We start from the raw sequence: 18,232 nt of genomic DNA on the forward strand, positions 1-18,232 counted from the left end.
GCTGGAGTATTTTTATATGATCGTTTCCACCCGTCGTTTCCTGGCCGCCCTGTCCGCTGTTGCCGTCATGGGCGTTGCGGCACCTGTCATGGCGCAGACCGCCGAGCCGACCACCCCGGCCGTTTCCGCGCCGCAGCACGTGCCTGACGCAGCCGATGCCTCGGCTCCGGCTGAAGAAGCTGGTGCGAAGAAGAAGCATCACGGTGGCCGCCATCACAATGGCACGCACCATCATGCCGCCAAGAAGGACGCGGCAGCTCCGGCTGCTGCTGCCCCGGTCGCTCAGTAATTCCCGCATGCCCGTAACCGGCTCCGTTGGGGGCTGGTTACGGCTGCAAGAAAAAAGCCCGGCTCATGCCGGGCTTTTTTTGCGCAAAATCCGGGCGGTGCCGCCTTGTTGCGCAAAGGCGGCCCCCTGTTTGAAAGGCCTGTCCGGCTTCAGGCCGTGGCGTAGCGGTCGATGGACAGGTCGAGGCACGGGATCTCGGTGCGCTTGTTGCTCATGCGGTCGGCCAGCACGCGGCCCGAGCCGCAGGCCATGGTCCAGCCCAGCGTGCCGTGGCCGGTATTGAGCCACAGATTGGCAAAGCGCCCCGCAGGCCCGATCACCGGCGTGCCATCGGGCGTGCTCGGGCGCAGTCCGGTCCAGTAGGCACCCTGCGACAGGTCGCCGCCCCTGCCGAACAGTTCGCTGAACGAGAGTTCAAGCAGTTCGCGCCGGTCGCGGCTCAGGCGCAGATTGTAGCCCGTCAGTTCCGCCGTGCCGCCAATGCGGATCCGCTCGCCCAGCCGCGTGATCGAGACCTTGTGGGTCGCGTCATTGACGGTGGAAACCGGGGCGCGGGCAGGATCGGTTACCGGCAGCGTCAGCGAATAGCCCTTGGTGGGGTAAACCGGCAGCCTGATGCCCAGCGGGCGTAGCAGCAGCGGGGAGTAGCTGCCCATCGACACCACATAGGCATCCGCCGTCATGCGGCCCATGGACGTGCGTACGCCCAGAATGTCGCTGGCCGAGGCATCAAGGGCCTCGATATTGGTCTCGTAATGGAAGGTGACGCCAAGCTCCTCTTCCGCCTTCTGGGCCAGGCGGGCGGTGAACATGTGGCAGTCGCCCGATTCATCGCCGGGCAGGCGCAGCCCGCCCTGAAACAGGTGGCGGTTTTCCATCAGGCCCGGCTCGTGGCGGGCAATGTCATCAGGGCTGAGGAACTCGTGGGCAATGCCTGCAAGATCGAGCAGCTTCATGTCGCGGGCGGCGGCGTCCACCTGCTTTTGCGTGCGGAAAAGCTGGATCAGGCCACGCTGTTCGTCATCATAGGTGATGCCGGTATCGCGGCGCAGGGCATCAAGGCAGTCGCGGCTGTAGGTCGCGATGCGCAGCATGCGGGACTTGTTGACATCGTAGTCATGCGCGTTGCAGTTGGCCAGAAGCTGCTCGAGCCAGCGCATCATGGCGAAGTCGAGACGCGGGCGCACGACGATGGGGGCGTGCGGCCCGGCCATCCAGCGCAGCACCTTGAGCGGCAGCGCGGGCTCGGCCCAGGGGGAGGAAAACCCCGGCGAGATCTGGCCCGCATTGGCAAATGAGGTTTCCATCGCGGCGGCGGGCTGGCGGTCAATGACCGTGACCTCGTGGCCTTCCTTGGCGAGATACCATGCCGCCGTCACGCCAACCACGCCCGCGCCCAGAACGATAACTTTCACGGTCTGTCCCTTATTCTTCCGTCATCAACACATTCGGGGATGCGCCACACGGAAGCAATGGTCAACCATTTGAGTTATGACAGGACCGGGTGGCTGAAATCCGCCCCCCGTCAGCCCGCGGGCACGCCCTTGCTGGTCGAATATTCAAAATGCAGCGCCGTATCCGGGTGCACGATGGGGTGGATGGCGTGGGCCGCCATGGCCCCTTCGGTAAAGCCCTGCAGGATCAGCTTGAGCTTGCCGGGATAGGTCGCGACATCCCCCACCGCGAAAATGCCGGGCAGGCTGCTCTCGCAGGTGGAAGGGGTGACGGGAATGGTGCCGCGCATGGTGTCGAGCCCCCACTGGGCAATCGGCCCGAGGTCGGTCGCCAGCCCGAAGAAGGGCAGCAGGTGGTCGCACGCCACATGCCTGATCGTGCCATCGAGTGTTGCCAGGTCCACGCCCGCAAGCGCGCCGTTTGTGCCGTGCAGGCCATGGAGCTGGTAGCCGATGATCTTTTCCACCTCGCCCCGGCTGACGGCCTCGTCAAGCTGGCGCAGGCTTTCGGGGGCGGCGCGAAAGCGGTCGCGGCGGTGCACCAGCTTCACGCTGCGCGCCACCTCGCGCAATGACAGCGCCCAGTCCACCGCTGAGTCGCCACCGCCTGCAATCAGCACGTCCCTGCCCGCAAAATCGGCGCGGCGGCGCACGAAATACTGCACGCTGCCCGTGGCCTCGAATGCTTCCAGCCCCTCAAGCGGGGGGCGGTTGGGGCCAAACGCGCCCGCACCGGCCGCAATGATGACGGCGCGGGCTTCAATCACGTCGCCTTTGGTGGTGCCCAGGCGGAAACTGCCGCGGGTGCCTTCAAGGCGCTCGACCCGGCGGCCAAGCAGGCGCGGCACGTCAAATGGCGCGATCTGGCGGTCAAGGGCCTCGATCAGCGCGCCACCCTCGATCGCGGGGTGGGCGGGAATGTCATAGATCGGTTTTTCGGGGTAGAGCGCTGCGCACTGGCCGCCAATTTCATCAAGCGCGTCAATCAGCACGCAGCCAAGTTTGAGCATGCCGCATTCAAAGGCGGCGAACAGCCCGGCAGGGCCTGCGCCAATAATGGCGACATCGGTGGTGTGGGTGGGGGAGGGCGTGGTCATGTCCGGCTCAGCTGTCCTGCAGTCCGTGGTCTGGGTAAAGGCATATGTCAGGTGCGGTTTTGCTTGGTTGTGCCCCACGGCGCAAGCCTCGGGCGCGCCCCGGCGCGTGACGATGGCGTGCGCAATGGCGCTAAACTATTGAAAAGACATTTCTCCTTGACACAATCAGGGCGTGGAACAGGAAAGCGGTTTTTCGGTGCGCGCGCCCTGCCATGCCCCTTGTGCGTGGGGACAGGGCAGGGGCACACTGGTCGGCATGGATGCAAATTTTTCCCTGCATGAAATTTCCCTGCCCGACTCCCGGGCCACGCAGGCGCTGGGCCGGGCGCTGGCCGCCGTGCTGCGCCCCGGCGATGTCGTGCTGCTCGAGGGCGATCTGGGCGCTGGCAAGACCACGCTGGCCCGCGCCCTACTGCGCGCCCTGTGTGCGGACGGGGAAATGGAAGTGCCCAGCCCGTCCTATACTCTGGTGCAGGTGTATGAGGCCCCGGCAGCCCCGGTCTCGCATTTTGACCTGTGGCGGCTTGATGGGCCTGACGCCTTGCATGAACTGGGGTGGGATGAGGCGTGCGAGGGCATCGTGCTGGTGGAATGGCCAGACCGGCTGGGCGATCTGGCGCCCCCTGATGCGCTGCGCGTGAGCCTCGTGCCGGATGCCGCGGGCGGGCGCGTGGCCCGGCTGGCAGGTAATGCAGCCCGGCTGGCGCCGTTGATGAACCCCGATACAGGAGATGCCCCATGAGCGTGAACATGCCCCGTACCGCCATGGTTTTTGCCGCAGGGCTGGGCCGCCGCATGCGGCCTTTGAGCGAATCGGTGCCCAAGCCGCTGCTGCGCGTGGCGGGCCAGCCGATTCTGGACCACGTGCTCGACCGGCTCGAGGCGGCGGGCGTGGCGCAGGTCGTGGTCAATGCCCACTGGCAGCCCGATGCCATCCATGCGGCCCTTGCCGCGCGCGCCGCCAGCCATCGTGGCCCCCGCACCGTGGAGCAGGTCGAGGATGCATTGCTTGAAACCGGCGGCAGTGCCGCGAGTGCCTTGCGCGCGGGCCGGATCGGGCCGGACCCGTTCTTCCTGCTCAATGGCGATGCCATGTGGCTCAACGGCCCGGTGCCCGCCCTGCGGCGGCTGGCGGCAGCGTTCGATCCCGCCTCCATGGACGCCATGCTGCTGCTTGGCGGCATGACGCGGGCGGTAGGCGAGGTGGGTCATGGCGATTTTGCTGTTGATGCCCATGGCACGCCGCGCCGCCCGCGCGCGGGTGAGATCACGCCTTACATTTTTACCGGCGTGCAGATCGTCTCGCCCCGGCTGTTTGATGCAGCACCCGAGGGCGGCTTCAGCATGAACCGCCTGTGGGACCGGGCCATGGAGGCAGGCCGCCTGGGCGTGATCGTGCATGATTCGCTGTGGTTCCACCTTTCGCGCCCGGCCGATATCACGGCCGCCGAGCACGTGCTGCATTCCACCCTCAACCCGGATTCGGATACCGGGCTATGAGCCAGCCCGCAGCGCCCTGCGTGCGCGGCCGCGCCGCCGTCATTGCGCCGCATGTGCCGTTTGTGGACCAGATCGCCGCGCGCTGGCTGGCGCAGGCAGGGCATGATGCGCAGGCGTGTGGCAACGGGCTGATCCTGCTGCCCAGCCGCCGCGCCGCCCGCGCCCTGACCGAGGCCTTCGTGCGGCAGGTCGATGGCCGCCCCATCCTGCTGCCGCGTATCGCCCCCATTGCGGGGCTTGATGAGGCGGCCCTTGCGCTGTCGGGCCGCAACGCGCTCGACCTGCCACCGGCGGTCGATCCCGTGCGCCGCCTTGCCACGCTCACGCTGCTGGTCATGCAGGCGGGCCGCGCCTTTGGCGATGTGCAGGGCGTGGATCAGGCCTGGCCACTGGCCCGCGCGCTGGTTGACCTGATGGATGAGGCGGAATGGGCCGAATGCGACCTGCATGACCGCCTGCCCCATGCCGCCGAGGGTGATTTTGCCCAGCACTGGCACCTGACCGTGCAGTTCCTGTCCATCATCACCCAGGTCTGGCCCGCCTGGCTGGCCGAGCAGGGGGTCATGAACCCCGTCGCCCGCCAGACCGCCCTGCTGCACGCGCAGGCGCAGCGCTGGCTGGAGGCGCCGCCGCCTGCGGGCTACCCCATCTGGGCGGCGGGTTTTTCCGATGCGGTGCCATCCACCATCGCCATGCTGCGCGCCGTGCTTTCGCTGCCCGATGGGCTGCTGGTGCTGCCGGGCGTGGACATGGACTGCGCCGATACCGTCTGGTGCACCCTGCCGCCAGACCACCCGCAGGCTGGCACCGCGCATATGCTGGGCGAACTCGGCCTTGAGCGGGACTGCATGGAACAGTGGGGCGACCTGCCACGCGGCTGCGTGGCCAGCAGCCCCATCCCCCGCGCCAGCCTGCTGGCCCGCGCCCTGCTGCCCGCCCATGCGCTGGCGGGCTGGCGCGACCCCGAGGCCCCGGTCATGGCCGATGGCCTGTCGGTATTGCGCAGCACCGACCAGCAGGAGGAAGCCGCCGCCATTGCGATGGTGCTGCGCCAGGTGCTCGAGCAGCCCGGCAGGCGCGCCGCCCTCGTCACCCCCGACCGCGCGCTGGCCGGGCGCGTTGCCACCGAACTGGTGCGCTGGGGCGTCATCGCCGATGACAGCGCGGGCGAAAGCCTGCTCACCATACCGCAGACCGCTTTCCTGCGGCTGATCATACAGGCGGTGGATGGCGGGCTTTCGCCGGTGGCGCTGCTTTCGGTCATCAAGCACCCGCTGGCGGCGTGTGGCCTTGCGCCGGGCAACTGCCGCGCCAGCGCCCGCCAGCTCGAGCGGCTGCTGCTGCGTGGCCCCGCCCCGCCACCGGGCATTGCCGGGCTGCGCGGCGCGCTGGCGCGGGCGGCAGAAGACCCGCATGGCGCATTGGCCGATGCGCCCGACGCACCGGAGGAAATCACCGCCTTCATCAACCGGCTTGAAACGGCCCTCGGCCCGCTGCTGGCCCTGCCACGCGCCAGTCTGGTGCCGGTTTCCACCCTGCTTGCCGCCCTGATCGAAACCGCGCAGGCCCTTGCCGCGACCGACACCACCGATGGCGCCGAGCGCCTGTGGGCAGGCGAGGAAGGCAACGCGCTGGGCCAGCACATGAGCGCCATGCTGGCATGGTGCGACGTGTTGCCCGAGGCCCGGCTGGGTGCGCTGGACGGGCTGCTGGCCTCCTCGCTTGCGGGCATGACGGTGCAGGGGCGGCGCGCGGTGCGCGGGCGCGAGGGCACGGCGGTGCATCCGCGCGTGTTTATCTGGGGCCTGCTCGAGGCGCGATTGCAGACTGCCGATACCATCGTGCTCGGCGGCCTTGTGGAAACCGTCTGGCCCCCCGCCACCGATCCGGGGCCGTGGATGAGCCGCCCCATGCGCACCCGCGTGGGCCTGCCCTCGCCGGAATGGGCCATAGGCCAGGCCGCGCATGACTTTGTTGCATGCGCCTGCGCCGCGCCAAGGGTGGTGCTGTCCATGGCGGCACGGCGGCAGGGCGCGCCCACCGTGCCCGCGCGGTGGCTGGTCAGGCTCAATGCCTATCTGGCAGGCCACGGCCATGTCCTGCCGCAGCACCCCGCCCTGCGCTGGCTGGACAGCCTCGACCGGCCGCCCGGCGGGCTGGTGCAGCCAGCCACCCCGCCGCGTCCCTGCCCGGCAGTTTCCCTGCGTCCGCGCAGCCTGTCGGTGACCGAGATCGAGACATGGATGCGCGACCCCTACGCCATCTATGCCCGCCGCATCCTGCGCCTCAACCGCCTGGCCGACCTTGAGGAACTGGCCGATGCGGCGGATTACGGCCAGATCGTGCACGCCGCGCTTGACCGCTGGTTCCGCGCCCACCCCACCGGCTGGCCTGCTGATGGCGAAGCACAGATGCAGGCCGTCTTTGCCGATGTGCTGCGCGCGGCCGAACTGCGCCCCGCCCTTGCCGCCTGGTGGGCGCCAAGGCTGGAACGCATCGCCATCTGGTGCGCTGCGACCGAACAGGCGCGCTGCACGGCGGGTGGCCCGCGCACGGTGCTGACCGAGCTGGGCGGGCGGATGCAGCTTGAAGACCTGCCCGGCGGTCCTTTCACCCTGCGCGGCCGGGCCGACCGGATCGACCGCCACGATGATGGCACGCTGAGCCTGTTCGATTACAAGACCGGCACCCTGCCCACGCGCCGCAGCGTGCTGGAGGGCTGGCAGTCGCAACTGGTGCTTGAGGCCGCGATGATTGAAAGCGGTGGCTTTCCGCCCCCCGTGGCGGGCACGGTGGCCGAACTGGTGTACTGGCGCCTGACCGGTGGCCATGTGCCGGCCCTCGTGCTCGACGTGGCGCGCGGGGCGGAACTGACTGACCTGATCGCCTCATGCCGCGCGGGGCTGCGTGATCTGGTGGCCGGGTATGACAATCCCGACCAGCCCTACCTGTCGCACCCCTATCCCGGCGAGGAACCCCGCTTTGCCGATTACGCCCATCTGGCCCGCGTTGCGGAATGGAGTGCGGCGCGTGAGGAGAATGGCGGATGAACGTCGCCCCCCCCAAGGCTGGCACCACGATGGACGCGATCGGCCTTGCCAATGACAGCCAGGCCCAGGCGTCCGACCCGCAGGCCTCGGTGTTTGTCTCGGCCTCGGCGGGCAGTGGCAAGACCAAGCTGCTGATCGACCGGCTGCTGCGCCTCATGCTGCCGCGTGACGTGCCCGACCGTGACGGCGTGCCCACCCGCGTTGCGGGCAGCGACCCGGGCCGCATCCTGTGCCTGACCTTCACCAAGGCGGCGGCGGCGGAAATGTCGATCCGCCTGCAGGACCGGCTGGGCCGGTGGGTCATGCTGCCTGATGATGCGCTTGATGGGGAACTCGCCCGCCTGTCCGTGCCGGTGGATGACCGCACGCGGGAGGTGGCGCGTGAACTCTTTGCCCGCGTGCTCGACCTGCCCGGCGGCATGCGCATCGGCACCATTCATGCCTTCTGCCAGTCGCTGCTGCGCCGCTTCCCCATCGAAGCCGCGATCAGCCCGCATTTCACCCTGATCGAGGAAACCGATGCCCGTCTGGCCCAGCGTGCCGCGGTGGAGGATGTGGTGGGCGCGGGTGGCCCCGCCGTGGGGCTGCTCGCGGGCCAGATCGGCGTGGGTGACTTTACTGCCCTGATTGCGCGATTGCAGGCGCATGCCCGCCGCATGCTGCCGGTGGCGCGGCAATGGGTGCGCGACCGGGCCAGTGTCGAGGCCGCCCTGATGCGCCTGCTGGGCATAAGCGGGCGCAGCGTGGAGGAGGTGCTGCGCCAGGCCTGCGCCACCATCCCCGATGAGGACGCCCTGCGCGATGGCCTGCGTTTCGCGGCGCAGGAGGGATCGCCCACGGTCAGGACGCAGGCCGAAACCATGCTGGCCTGGCTGGGGCAGGATGCGGCGGCCCGCGCGGCGCAATGGCCCGTGTGGCGCAAGGCACTGCTCAAGAACGATGGCGCCCCCCGCCAGCGCGGTGGCCTGAACGCCAAGCTTGCCACCCTGCGCCCGATTCTGGTCGAGCAGTTGCTGGCCGAGGCCACGCGCATCATCGCCATCGAGCAGCAGATGCGCGCGATCGCGGTGTTTGAACTCACCTGCGCCCTGCTCTCGGTCGCCCAGCCGGTGCTCGAGTGTTACGCCACGCGCAAGAGCGCGCAGGGCATGGTCGATTATGATGACCTGATCGACCGCACGCTTGAACTGCTGCGCGACCCCGGTGCGGCATGGGTGCTGTACAAGCTCGATGGCGGCATCGACCACCTGCTGCTTGATGAAGTGCAGGATACCTCGCCCGACCAGTGGGCCATCGCAGGTGGCCTGACGGCGGAGTTCTTCGCGGGCGAGGGCACGCATGATGACGAGGGCACGCCGCGCACCATCTTCGCGGTGGGGGACTACAAGCAGTCCATCTATTCGTTTCAGGGGGCCGACCCCGAGGCCTTCCGCGCGTGGCGGCAGCGTTTTCGCCAGAGTGCCGCGGCAGCCGAGGCCCTGTGGCGCGAACCGGCCCTGACCGTCTCCTTCCGCTCCACCGCCCCGGTGCTCAAACTGGTGGACAGCGTATTCGCCAACCCCGCCGCCGCCCGCGGCGTGGCCGAGCCTGATGGCACCATTCCCCCCCATGTCACCGCCCGCCCCGGGCAGGGCGGCCGGGTGGAGATCTGGCCCCCCGTGCCGGTGGAGGAGGATGGCGAGGCGGTCAGCCCCTGGCAGGCCCCCAGCCACAATGCGGGCCAGTCCACCGCCCAGCAGCGCCTGGCCGATACGCTGGCCGCCTGGATCGCGGCCGAACTGCGCAGGCCGCCCGCATTGGGCGAGGCGTCGCTTGCGCCGGGGGATGTGCTGATTCTCGTGCCGCGCCGCTCGGCCTTTGCCCGCGCCCTGATCCGCGCGCTCAAGACCAACGACGTGCCGGTGGCCACCCTCGTGCGCACCGTGCTCACCGACCAGCTTGCGGTGCAGGACCTCATGGCGCTGTGCGCGTGCCTGCTCCTGCCGCAGGATGACCTGACGCTGGCCTGCGTGCTGACTTCCCCCATTGGCGGGCTGGATGATGAATCGCTCATGCATCTGGCAACGGGCCGTGATGGCAAGCCGTTGTGGGCCGTGCTGCGCGCGCGCCATGCCGAGCGGCCGGACTGGGCGGCGGCGTGGCATATCCTCAACACGCTGTTCCGGCAGGTGGATTACGCAACGCCCTACCAGATTCTGGCCGAGGCCCTTGGCCCGCTGGGCGGGCGCACCCGGTTGCTGGCCCGCCTTGGGCCGGAGGCGGTGGAGCCGGTGGATGAACTGCTCTCCGCGGCACTCCGCTTTGAGGAGGCGCATGCCATCTCGCTGCAGGGCTTCCTGCACTGGCTCAATGCCTCGGACGAGACGGTGCGCCATGAACCCGATGCCTCGGCCAACATGGTACGCGTCATGACCGCGCACGGGGCCAAGGGGTTGCAGGCGCGGCTGGTGGTGCTGCCCGATACCATCGCCAGCCCGCGTTCGGACACCAACATCCTGTGGAAAAAGGACCGGCAGACCGGCCTCGACATTCCCATCTGGGTGCCCCGCCGCGAACTGGCCACCGACCTGACCGCAGCGATGCAGGAAAAGATAAAACAGGAGGCGGCGGAGGAATATAACCGCCTGCTTTACGTGGCGCTGACCCGTGCAAGCGACCGGCTGGTGGTCTGCGGCTGGAAGCCGAGCCGGGGCGTGCCCGATGGCTGCTGGTACGACCTGTGCCACCGTGGCTTCGAGCAGGCGGGTGCCGAGGCCCGTCCCTTCGATCTGGGCTGGGAGGGCGAAAGCCTTGTGCTGGAGGAACAGCGCAGCGTGCCCGCCCCCATGCCCAGACCGCAGGCCCCGGCGCTGGATGCGGAGCCGGTTGCCCTGCCGGAGTGGATGGGCCACGCGCCACTGTGGCGGCCCGTGCTGCCGGTCGTGGAAGGCCCGCTGGCCCGCCCGCTCGCCCCCAGCCGGCCCGATGACGTGGCCCTTGGCCCGCAGCCTGCCGTGCGCTCGCCGCTGGTCGCCGCCAGCACGGTGCGCGACCGGGCGGATGCCACGGCGCGGCGCGCCCACGCCCTGCAACGCGGGCAACTGGTGCATGCCCTGTTGCAGTACCTGCCCGACTGCGCGCGTGATGCACGGGCGGACCTGGCCCATGCCTGGCTGTCGCGCCCGGCGGCGGGGCTTGCGGCGGCGCTGCGTGATGAACTGGTGGCGGAGGTGCTCGAAGTCATGGACAGGCCGGAGCTTGCGGCCCTGTTTGCCCCCGGCAGCCGCGTGGAGCAGCCGCTGGCCGGAATCGTGGGCGAGCAGGTGATCGTGGGGCAGGTGGACCGCATGGCGGTCAATGCCGATACGGTTACGGTATGCGACTTCAAGACCAACCGCCACCCGCCCGCCGATATTGGCCAGACCCCGGTGCTCTATTTGCGCCAGATGGCGGCCTACCGCGCCCTGCTGCACGGGGTCTATCCCGGCAGGCAGGTGGTGTGCGTGCTTGTCTGGACCGAAGGCGTGCGCGTTGACATCCTGCCTGCGGCGTTGCTCGATCATTATGCACCGGACAGGGTTGCCTTAAAGGGATCGGTACAGGCTTGACCGCGTGCCGGGTGATTGCCATGTCAGCAGGACGCACGCACCAAGGCGGCCGCGGCTGCCCTAAAGGGAGAATTAAGTGATGAGCGAAAACACGATTGCGGTCAGCGACGACCAGTTCAAGACCCTGGTTCTCGATGCTAAAGAGCCGGTTCTGGTTGATTTTTGGGCTGAATGGTGCGGCCCGTGCAAGATGATCGCGCCAGCACTTGAAGAACTCGGCGGCGAGTTCAAGGGCCGCCTGACGGTGGCCAAGGTTGATATCGACAACAACCTTCGCACCCCCAATGAATATGGCGTGCGCAGCATTCCCACCCTGGTCCTGTTCAAGGACGGCAAGCCCGTGGCCCAGCAGACCGGCGCCATGCCCAAGAGCCAGCTCAAGGCATGGGTTGAATCCAAGCTGGGCTGATCATCAGTAAAAAAAGTTTTGGGTGCCGCCTTTTTTTCAAAAAGGCGGCATTCTTCTGAAGTTTTTTGAGAAAAGCTTCACCAAAAACTTTTATTCTGTCTGTTCAGCGCCCACAGGCGACATCGGTCCATGTGGTGGGCATGGCCCCCGCATGGGCCAGCCCGGAGCGGAAGCCCGGCGCACACAGCGTGCGGAACTCGGCCTCATGCTCGTAAGTCGGCATGAGGCGCTGCAACAGCCTGTTCTTGGCCGTGGCCGGATGGAAATAGATTTCCGACAGGCCATCAGGCAGGTGGGCGGCCAGCGCCGAAACGCGCTCGGTGGTCATGTGCCCGCTCCAGGCCAGGCCAAAGCACCAGTCATTCGTCACCAGCCCGGCCTTGTGTGCCTGATGGCGCAAAAGCCCGGTCCAGCGCCGCAGGGCGGCATCGCCCAGCGTATCGGCATAGGTGCCGGCCGCGCGGAGTGGCTCGGGTGGCTCAAGTGGCACGCGCACGGCGCGCAGGCCGTGGCGCAGGCCGCTTTCAATCAGGTAGCGCCCCACGGTGGGGTGCAAGTGCATGTGCTTGTGCGCGTTGGCATGGTCCAGCGCCAGCCCCGTGGCGGCAAAGGCGCGGAACTGCGCCTCGATCTCGGCGGCAAGTTCACGGCGCACCGCAGGGCGGAAGAAATACTCAACCCCCAGCTTGAGCTGGTCGGAGGGGAATTGTCCATCCTGCGGCACCAGCAGCGGAATATCGGCAGGCGGCAGGGTGGCCGGGCCTTCAATGGCCACAAGATGCAGCCCCACCCGGAGGTCAGGCAGTTTTTTGGCCCGGCGCACAGCATCGGCGGCGGCAGGGCCGGAGACCATCAGGCTTGCGGTTGACAGCAACCCATCCCGGTGGGCGATCTCGATGGCCTCGTTGACTTCTTCCGACAGGCCGAAATCATCGGCGGATATGATGACGCGCTTCATGCTGGAAAACCGGGTGGCTTGAAAAAAGAAATGCCGGAACCCGAAGGTTCCGGCATGGATCGTGGCGTGATCAGGCCGCGCGGCGTTCGCGCAGGAACTGGAAGAACTCCACCCCTTCGCGCAGGCGGCGCTTCATCATCTGCGGGCTGCGCACCATCTCGTTCAGGATCGAGGCGATCTTGGGCGCGCGGAAGTAGAACTTCCGGTAGAATTCTTCCACGCTCTGGAAGATTTCGGTGTGCGACAGGTGCGGGTAGTGCAGCGGCGCGATCTGCACGCCGTTATCATCGATCAGCTCGGCATTCTTTTCATCCAGCCAGCCATTCTCGGTCGCCTGCTGGTGCAGGAACGTGCCGGGATAGGGCGCCGCCAGCGAGACCTGCAGCGTGTGCGGGTTGATCTCGGTTGCAAAGCGGATGGTTTCCTGAATGGTTTCCTTCGTCTCGCCGGGCAGGCCGAGGATGAAGGTGCCATGGATCTTGATGCCGAGTTCGTGGCAGTTCTTGGTGAACTCGCGCGCTGTCTCGACGCGCATGCCCTTCTTGATGTTGTGCAGGATCTGCTGGTTGCCGCTCTCGTAACCGACCAGCAGCAGGCGCAGGCCGTTGGCCTTGAGCACTTCCAGCGTCTTGCGGGGCACGTTCGCCTTGGCGTTGCACGACCAGGTCACGCCCAGCTTGCCCAGTTCCTTGGCAATGGCTTCGGCGCGCGGCAGGTCATCGGTGAAGGTGTCGTCGTCGAAGAAGAATTCCTTCACCTGCGGGAAATACTGCTTCGCCAGGCGGATTTCGGCAGCCACGTGCTCGGGGCTGCGGGTGCGGTAGTGATGGCCACCCACGGTCTGCGGCCACAGGCAGAAGGTGCAGCGCGACTTGCAGCCACGGCCGGTATAGATCGAGATGTAGGGGTGCATCAGGTAACCGATGAAGTAATCTTCAATCTTCAGGTCACGCTTGTACACTTCGGTCACGAACGGCAGGCTGTCCATGTCCTCGATCATGGCGCGGTCGCGGTTGTGCACGATCTTGCCATCGGCGTCGCGCCAGGAGATGCCATCGACATCCTTCCACTCGCGGCCTTCCGCCATTTCCTTGATGGTGAAGTCGAACTCGTTGCGGGCCACGAAGTCCACCGGCGGGGCGTTGAGCAGGCTCTCTTCGGGCTGCACCGCCACCTTGGCGCCAACCATGCCGATCTTGACCTTGGGGTTGGCATCCTTGAGCATCTGGGCCACGCGCACGTCCGATGCGAAGGAAGGCGTGGAGGTGTGCATGATGACGAGGTCGCGGTTGCGCACGTCTTCCAGGATCGGCTCCATGCCCATGCGGGCAGGCGGCGCGTCGATCAGGCGGCTGCCCTCGACCATGGCGGCGGGCTGCGCCAGCCAGGTCGGGTACCAGAACGACTTGATTTCCCGCTTGGCCTGATAGCGGGAACCGGCCCCACCGTCGAATCCGTCAAACGAAGGCGGCTGGAGAAACAGGGTTTTCATCATGCTACGCGTATCCTCGGGTTCTGGCGGGGAACGGGGTTCCCTTAATACCCGTTCTTATTGACTACAGGGTGGTTTTTTAAACGGTCCGGCGGGCTGGCGGGGGTCAGTCACCGGGGGAGGCGGGTTGCGATCGTGGTGTCATGACCGAATGGGGCGTGACATGCATTGTCTGCCCGCGCCAGGCAACCCTCGTGCCTGTAACGCTGCCCACCATGATCGCGGCTGAGATCCAGTCGCGCAGGGGGAGCAGCAGCAACGGCAGCAGGCTGCGCTGCGCCAGTGTCCGGTCAAGGATGAAGGAACATACGCCCCTCCATCCCCACGCACCAAGAAAGAAAAACCATGTCCACGCCGCATGGGGTGCCAGCAGCACCGCAACACTGGCCCAGAACAGGGGCAACTGGATGGCCGAGGCCGCATAGCCCGCCGGTTCCAGTGTTTTAACGGTGCGACCCCAGCGCAGTTCATGCGCCAGCACCTCACGCATCGAGGTTTCGCCCACGGTGGTCCATGTCATGCACGCGGCAATGGCAATGTCCTTGCCATGCTCGCGCACGTAGCGGCCAAGAATCGCATCATCGGCCACATGGGGCACAAGGGCTTCGAGCCCGCCAATGGCGTCGAGCATGGAGCGCCGCAGCGCCATGGTGGCGCCAAGGCAGTCCTGCCGCCCGAGGTAGCGCGACAGCATGACGCCGGGCAGGAAGTTGTGGTTGATCTGGCAGGCGGCAAGCAGGCGCGGCACGGTGTTCGAGGCAGGCAGCCCGGCATAGAGCGTGGTCACGAGCCCAACATTGTCGGGCACCATGGCGCCCACCACGTGGCGCAGGTAATCGGGTGCCACATGAATGTCCGAGTCGGAAATGACCAGCACATCATGCTTCACGCGCGTCATGATGTTGATCAGGTTGCCGATCTTGCGGTTCACGCCATGGAAGGTGGGGTCGATCACCAGTTCCATCTGCACATCCGGATGGCGTTCCATCAGGCGGCGGACAATGGGAATGGCGGCATCATCCTCGGCCTGCACGCCAAAGACGATCTGCATCTGCGGATAGTCCTGGGTGCAGAAGCTTTCGAGGGCTTCCTCCAGCAGGGGTTCGTCGCCATGCAGCGGCTTGAGCACGGAGACCGGGGGCAGGTGTAATTCCCGGTCAACGCGTTTTTCCTGCCAGCGGAAACGCGAGACCAGAAAAGTGCCTACCGCTGCCTGCATGCACCCGGCGGCCGCGACAGTCGCAGCCAGTCCGGCGGGTGAAACAAGAGCGTTGAAAACAGACATTATTTTTCCGGCAAGGTCCCGCGCGTGAAACAAAATGAAAAAGACGACAGGGAAGGGTCAGGTTACTCTTCCGAGAAGGTCTTGATTTTCTTCTGTAACAGATTTGTCAGTTTTTGCACATTCCCGCCAGACAGGGCGGAACTGAAATCTGCACGCTGTGCCGCAACCTGGCTGATATGGGCATTGAGCAGCACGTCAACGATCTGCCAGCCTTTTGCACCCGAGCGCATCACGTAATTGATTTCGGTGCCGCTCGGATCATCGGATGAGCCGATATGTGTTATAACAATGCGGTCGTTACCCACCGGGGAGGGCGTGACGGAAGGGTCGATGGTGAAGCGCGCATCGCTGCCCGGCTTGAAGCTCGAGACATAGCGGGCAATGGTGAACTGGCGGAACGTGGTCAGAAGCTGCTGCTTCTGGTCATCGGGCAGGGCGGCGTAGCGCGGGCCGATGGAGGAGGCGAGCACGGCCTCCATGTCATAGGCGCGGTCGATTGCCGGTGCCAGCATCTGCGAGCGCTGCTCGAACGTGCCGCTACCCTTGGCCTGCACGCGGTCGAGGGCAGCATACAGGGCCTTGATCGGCTCCTGCACCTGCGCGTCGGACGCGGCGGCAGCATGGGCTGCGGAAATGGGGAAGACGGCAGGGATGACCGGTGCCGCCATCAGGCCGGCGCACAGCGCCAGTGCGGTGGTTTTCAGGGCATGTTTCATAATGTTCATGATTTCGGTCCGTTTGCCGTCTTTAGCAAGGGCTGCGTCATGCTGATTCCGACACCCAGCGCATCAAGGGCGGTATTGGTAATGGCCACCGCATCCAGCCCGGCCTCCTGGTACTGGGCCTCCTGGCTGTTATGGTCGATGAAGCGGTCGGGCAGGGTCATGGGGCGGAAGCGCACGCGGTCGAGCAGGCCGGTCTTGGCCAGATGCGTCATGACATAGGAGCCGAATCCGCCTACCGAACCTTCCTCGATGGTGATCAGCACGGCATGGTTGCGCGCAAGCTGCTCGATCAGCGCGGTGTCGAGCGGCTTGGCGAAGCGGGCATCGGCCACGGTGGGGGAAAGCCCCTGGGCGGCCAGCATGTCGGCAGCCTTCAGCGCATCGGCAAGCCTCGGCCCGAGCGAGAGGATGGCGATGCCACCCTGCTCGGGGCCGGACTGGCGCTGCATTTCACGCACGATCCGCCCGCGCCCGATCTCGATGATCTGGCCCGCCGCCGGCAGCTCAAGCCCCAGCCCCGCGCCGCGCGGGTAGCGCAGGCCGAGCGGGCCTTCGTCAAACGCGATGGCGGTGGCGGTCATGTTCAGCAGTTCAAGCTCGTCGCTCGGCGCCATGAGCGTAATGCCCGGCAGGCAGCCCAGATAGGCAATGTCGAACGCACCGGCATGGGTCGCGCCATCAGCGCCAACCAGCCCGGCGCGGTCAATGGCGAAGCGCACCGGCAGTTTCTGCAGCACCACGTCATGCATCACCTGGTCATAGGCGCGCTGCAGGAAGGTGGAATAGATGGCGCAGAACGGGCGCAGCCCTTCGGTGGCCATGCCGGCGGCAAAGGTCACGGCATGCTGCTCGGCAATGCCCACGTCAAAGAAGCGGTCGGGATAGGCCTTGGCGAACTTGTCCAGACCCGTGCCGGACGGCATGGCGGCGGTGATCGTGACGATCTTGTCGTCAGTCGCGGCCTGGCGGACGAGTTCCTTGGCAAACACCGAGGTGTAGCTTGGCGGCCCGGACGGGCCCTTCTTCTGCTCGCCGGTGACGACATTGAACTTGGAGACGGCATGATACTTGTCACCCGCCGATTCGGCCGGGCTGTAGCCGTGGCCTTTTTCCGTGATGACATGCAGCAGCACGGGGCCGACATCCTCGGCATCGCGCAGGTTGCGCAGGATGTGGACAAGCTGGTTCATGTCATGCCCGTTGACGGGGCCGACATAATAGAAGCCGAGTTCCTCGAACAAAGTGCCGCCGGTCATGATGCCACGCGCGTATTCATCGGCCTTCTTGGCCGTGCGCTCAAGGCGACCGGGCAGGCGCTTGGCCATCTTGGCGGCGAGTTCGCGCAGGCTCAGGAACTTGCGCGAGGACATCAGCCGCGACAGGTAGCTTGACATGGCGCCCACGGGTGGGGCGATCGACATCTCGTTGTCGTTGAGCACCACGATCAGGCGCTCGGCGCCGGGGCCGCAATGCGACGCGTTGTTCATGGCTTCATACGCCATGCCCGCCGAGATCGAGCCATCGCCGATCACGGCAATCACATTGCGCTCGCGGTAGGAGGGGTCTTCCTCCGCGCGCAGGTGGTGGGCGACGGCCATGCCGAGGCCCGCCGAAATGGAGGTGGAGGAGTGCGCCGCGCCAAACGGGTCGTATTCGCTCTCGCTGCGGCGCGTGAAGCCCGAAAGGCCGCCCGGCTGGCGCAGGGTGCGGATGCGCTCGCGCCGCCCGGTCAGGATCTTGTGGGGGTAGGTCTGGTGGCCCACATCCCAGATCACGCGGTCGGCGGGCGTGTCGAACACGGCATGCAGCGCCACCGTGAGCTCAACCACGCCCAGGGATGCGCCAAGGTGGCCGCCGGTGGTGGACACGGTATCGATCGTTTCCGACCGCAGTTCCTCCGCAAGCTGCTTGAGCTGCTCGACCGAGAGGTTGCGCATGTCGTGCGGCCACTGCACCCGGTCAAGCTGGGCGTAGCGCCCAAGGGTCGGAATCGCGGGTTTGGTCTGATCCATGATGTTCGCGTCCATTGTTCTGTGTCGGCCCTTGCCCATATGGGAGGAACCGACCCGGTTTTCGGTTAGGCCCCGCGCCCCGGAAAGGGGCCGGGCAGGGCTGCCCCGGCGGCGATGAATGGCGGCTCATGGCAAAAAGACCATGGCGACCTTAGCGTAATCGCGATGTGTTACTCCGGTTAGGCGTGCAAATACAGTCTCTAATTCCCCGACTGTTGTTAATTGGCCACACTGAAGGCAATAGCAATTGAATACAGGATGGTTTCTGTCCTATACCCTCGCGAAAGGCTTCATGTGTCGTACAAGTTCGCATTCTCGGCATGCTCTATGTGCACGGCTGAGTGATGTTGGGCTTGTTTTCTTGTAGGTGGATG

The 18,232-nt window shown here is 66.4% G+C and carries 13 protein-coding genes; 6 read left to right on the forward strand and 7 right to left on the reverse strand.

Features of this window, described 5'->3' with window-relative positions; all coding sequences use genetic code 11:
* Nucleotides 1–289 (forward strand): hypothetical protein (locus tag GXY01S_RS05415; RefSeq protein ID WP_255210363.1); only part of this gene is annotated, 289 nt, incomplete at its 5' end.
* 149 nt (nucleotides 290–438) lie between these two features.
* Here GXY01S_RS05415 and GXY01S_RS05420 read toward each other — a convergent pair.
* Nucleotides 439–1,704 (reverse strand): D-amino acid dehydrogenase, encoded by a 1,266-nt coding sequence (locus GXY01S_RS05420; protein WP_061272733.1) that lies wholly within the window; start codon nucleotides 1,702–1,704, stop codon nucleotides 439–441.
* Between the two features lie 110 nt (nucleotides 1,705–1,814).
* On the reverse strand, nucleotides 1,815–2,840 hold the full coding sequence (locus GXY01S_RS05425; RefSeq protein WP_061272736.1) for an NAD(P)/FAD-dependent oxidoreductase: 1,026 nt from the start codon (nucleotides 2,838–2,840) through the stop codon (nucleotides 1,815–1,817).
* A 256-nt stretch (nucleotides 2,841–3,096) separates the two neighbouring features.
* On the opposite strand from GXY01S_RS05425, the gene tsaE reads away from it, so the two are divergent.
* From tsaE to trxA, 5 genes are all read left to right on the forward strand, one after another.
* Complete coding sequence (gene tsaE / locus GXY01S_RS05430) at nucleotides 3,097–3,582, forward strand: tRNA (adenosine(37)-N6)-threonylcarbamoyltransferase complex ATPase subunit type 1 TsaE (protein WP_061272739.1); 486 nt, start codon at nucleotides 3,097–3,099, stop codon at nucleotides 3,580–3,582.
* The gene (locus GXY01S_RS05435) at nucleotides 3,579–4,340 is read left to right on the forward strand and encodes a nucleotidyltransferase family protein (protein WP_061272742.1); all 762 of its coding nucleotides are present in this window, start codon (nucleotides 3,579–3,581) and stop codon (nucleotides 4,338–4,340) included. Before tsaE ends, GXY01S_RS05435 begins: the two co-directional genes overlap by 4 nt.
* Nucleotides 4,337–7,390: a double-strand break repair protein AddB gene (addB, locus tag GXY01S_RS05440; RefSeq protein ID WP_061272746.1), complete on the forward strand. Its 3,054-nt coding sequence runs from the start codon at nucleotides 4,337–4,339 to the stop codon at nucleotides 7,388–7,390. The genes GXY01S_RS05435 and addB overlap by 4 nt, the downstream gene beginning before the upstream one ends.
* Entirely contained in the window at nucleotides 7,387–10,977 is a 3,591-nt protein-coding gene (addA, locus tag GXY01S_RS05445) for a double-strand break repair helicase AddA (RefSeq protein ID WP_061272748.1), read from the forward strand. Before addB ends, addA begins: the two co-directional genes overlap by 4 nt.
* 79 nt (nucleotides 10,978–11,056) lie before the next feature.
* Nucleotides 11,057–11,386: a thioredoxin gene (gene trxA / locus GXY01S_RS05450; RefSeq protein ID WP_061272751.1), complete on the forward strand. Its 330-nt coding sequence runs from the start codon at nucleotides 11,057–11,059 to the stop codon at nucleotides 11,384–11,386.
* A 103-nt stretch (nucleotides 11,387–11,489) separates the two neighbouring features.
* Here the strand turns inward: trxA and hpnK are convergent, their stop codons facing one another.
* From hpnK to dxs, 5 genes are all read right to left on the reverse strand, one after another.
* Nucleotides 11,490–12,344: a hopanoid biosynthesis-associated protein HpnK gene (gene hpnK, locus GXY01S_RS05455; RefSeq protein ID WP_061272755.1), complete on the reverse strand. Its 855-nt coding sequence runs from the start codon at nucleotides 12,342–12,344 to the stop codon at nucleotides 11,490–11,492.
* Nucleotides 12,345–12,414: 70 nt separating this feature from the next.
* Nucleotides 12,415–13,839, reverse strand: coding sequence for a hopanoid biosynthesis associated radical SAM protein HpnJ (hpnJ, locus tag GXY01S_RS05460; protein ID WP_061272758.1), 1,425 nt, complete (start codon nucleotides 13,837–13,839; stop codon nucleotides 12,415–12,417).
* A gap of 103 nt (nucleotides 13,840–13,942) precedes the next feature.
* Nucleotides 13,943–15,121 (reverse strand): bacteriohopanetetrol glucosamine biosynthesis glycosyltransferase HpnI, encoded by a 1,179-nt coding sequence (hpnI, locus tag GXY01S_RS05465; protein WP_061272759.1) that lies wholly within the window; start codon nucleotides 15,119–15,121, stop codon nucleotides 13,943–13,945.
* A 62-nt stretch (nucleotides 15,122–15,183) separates the two neighbouring features.
* The gene (locus GXY01S_RS05470) at nucleotides 15,184–15,846 is read right to left on the reverse strand and encodes an ABC transporter substrate-binding protein (protein WP_061272762.1); all 663 of its coding nucleotides are present in this window, start codon (nucleotides 15,844–15,846) and stop codon (nucleotides 15,184–15,186) included.
* On the reverse strand, nucleotides 15,843–17,858 hold the full coding sequence (gene dxs / locus GXY01S_RS05475; RefSeq protein WP_370664425.1) for a 1-deoxy-D-xylulose-5-phosphate synthase: 2,016 nt from the start codon (nucleotides 17,856–17,858) through the stop codon (nucleotides 15,843–15,845). The genes GXY01S_RS05470 and dxs overlap by 4 nt, the downstream gene beginning before the upstream one ends.
* Between the last annotated feature and the right edge of the window lie 374 nt (nucleotides 17,859–18,232).

Source organism: Komagataeibacter xylinus NBRC 15237 (assembly GCF_001571345.1).
In the GTDB taxonomy this organism is placed as follows: Bacteria; Pseudomonadota; Alphaproteobacteria; order Acetobacterales; family Acetobacteraceae; genus Komagataeibacter; species Komagataeibacter xylinus.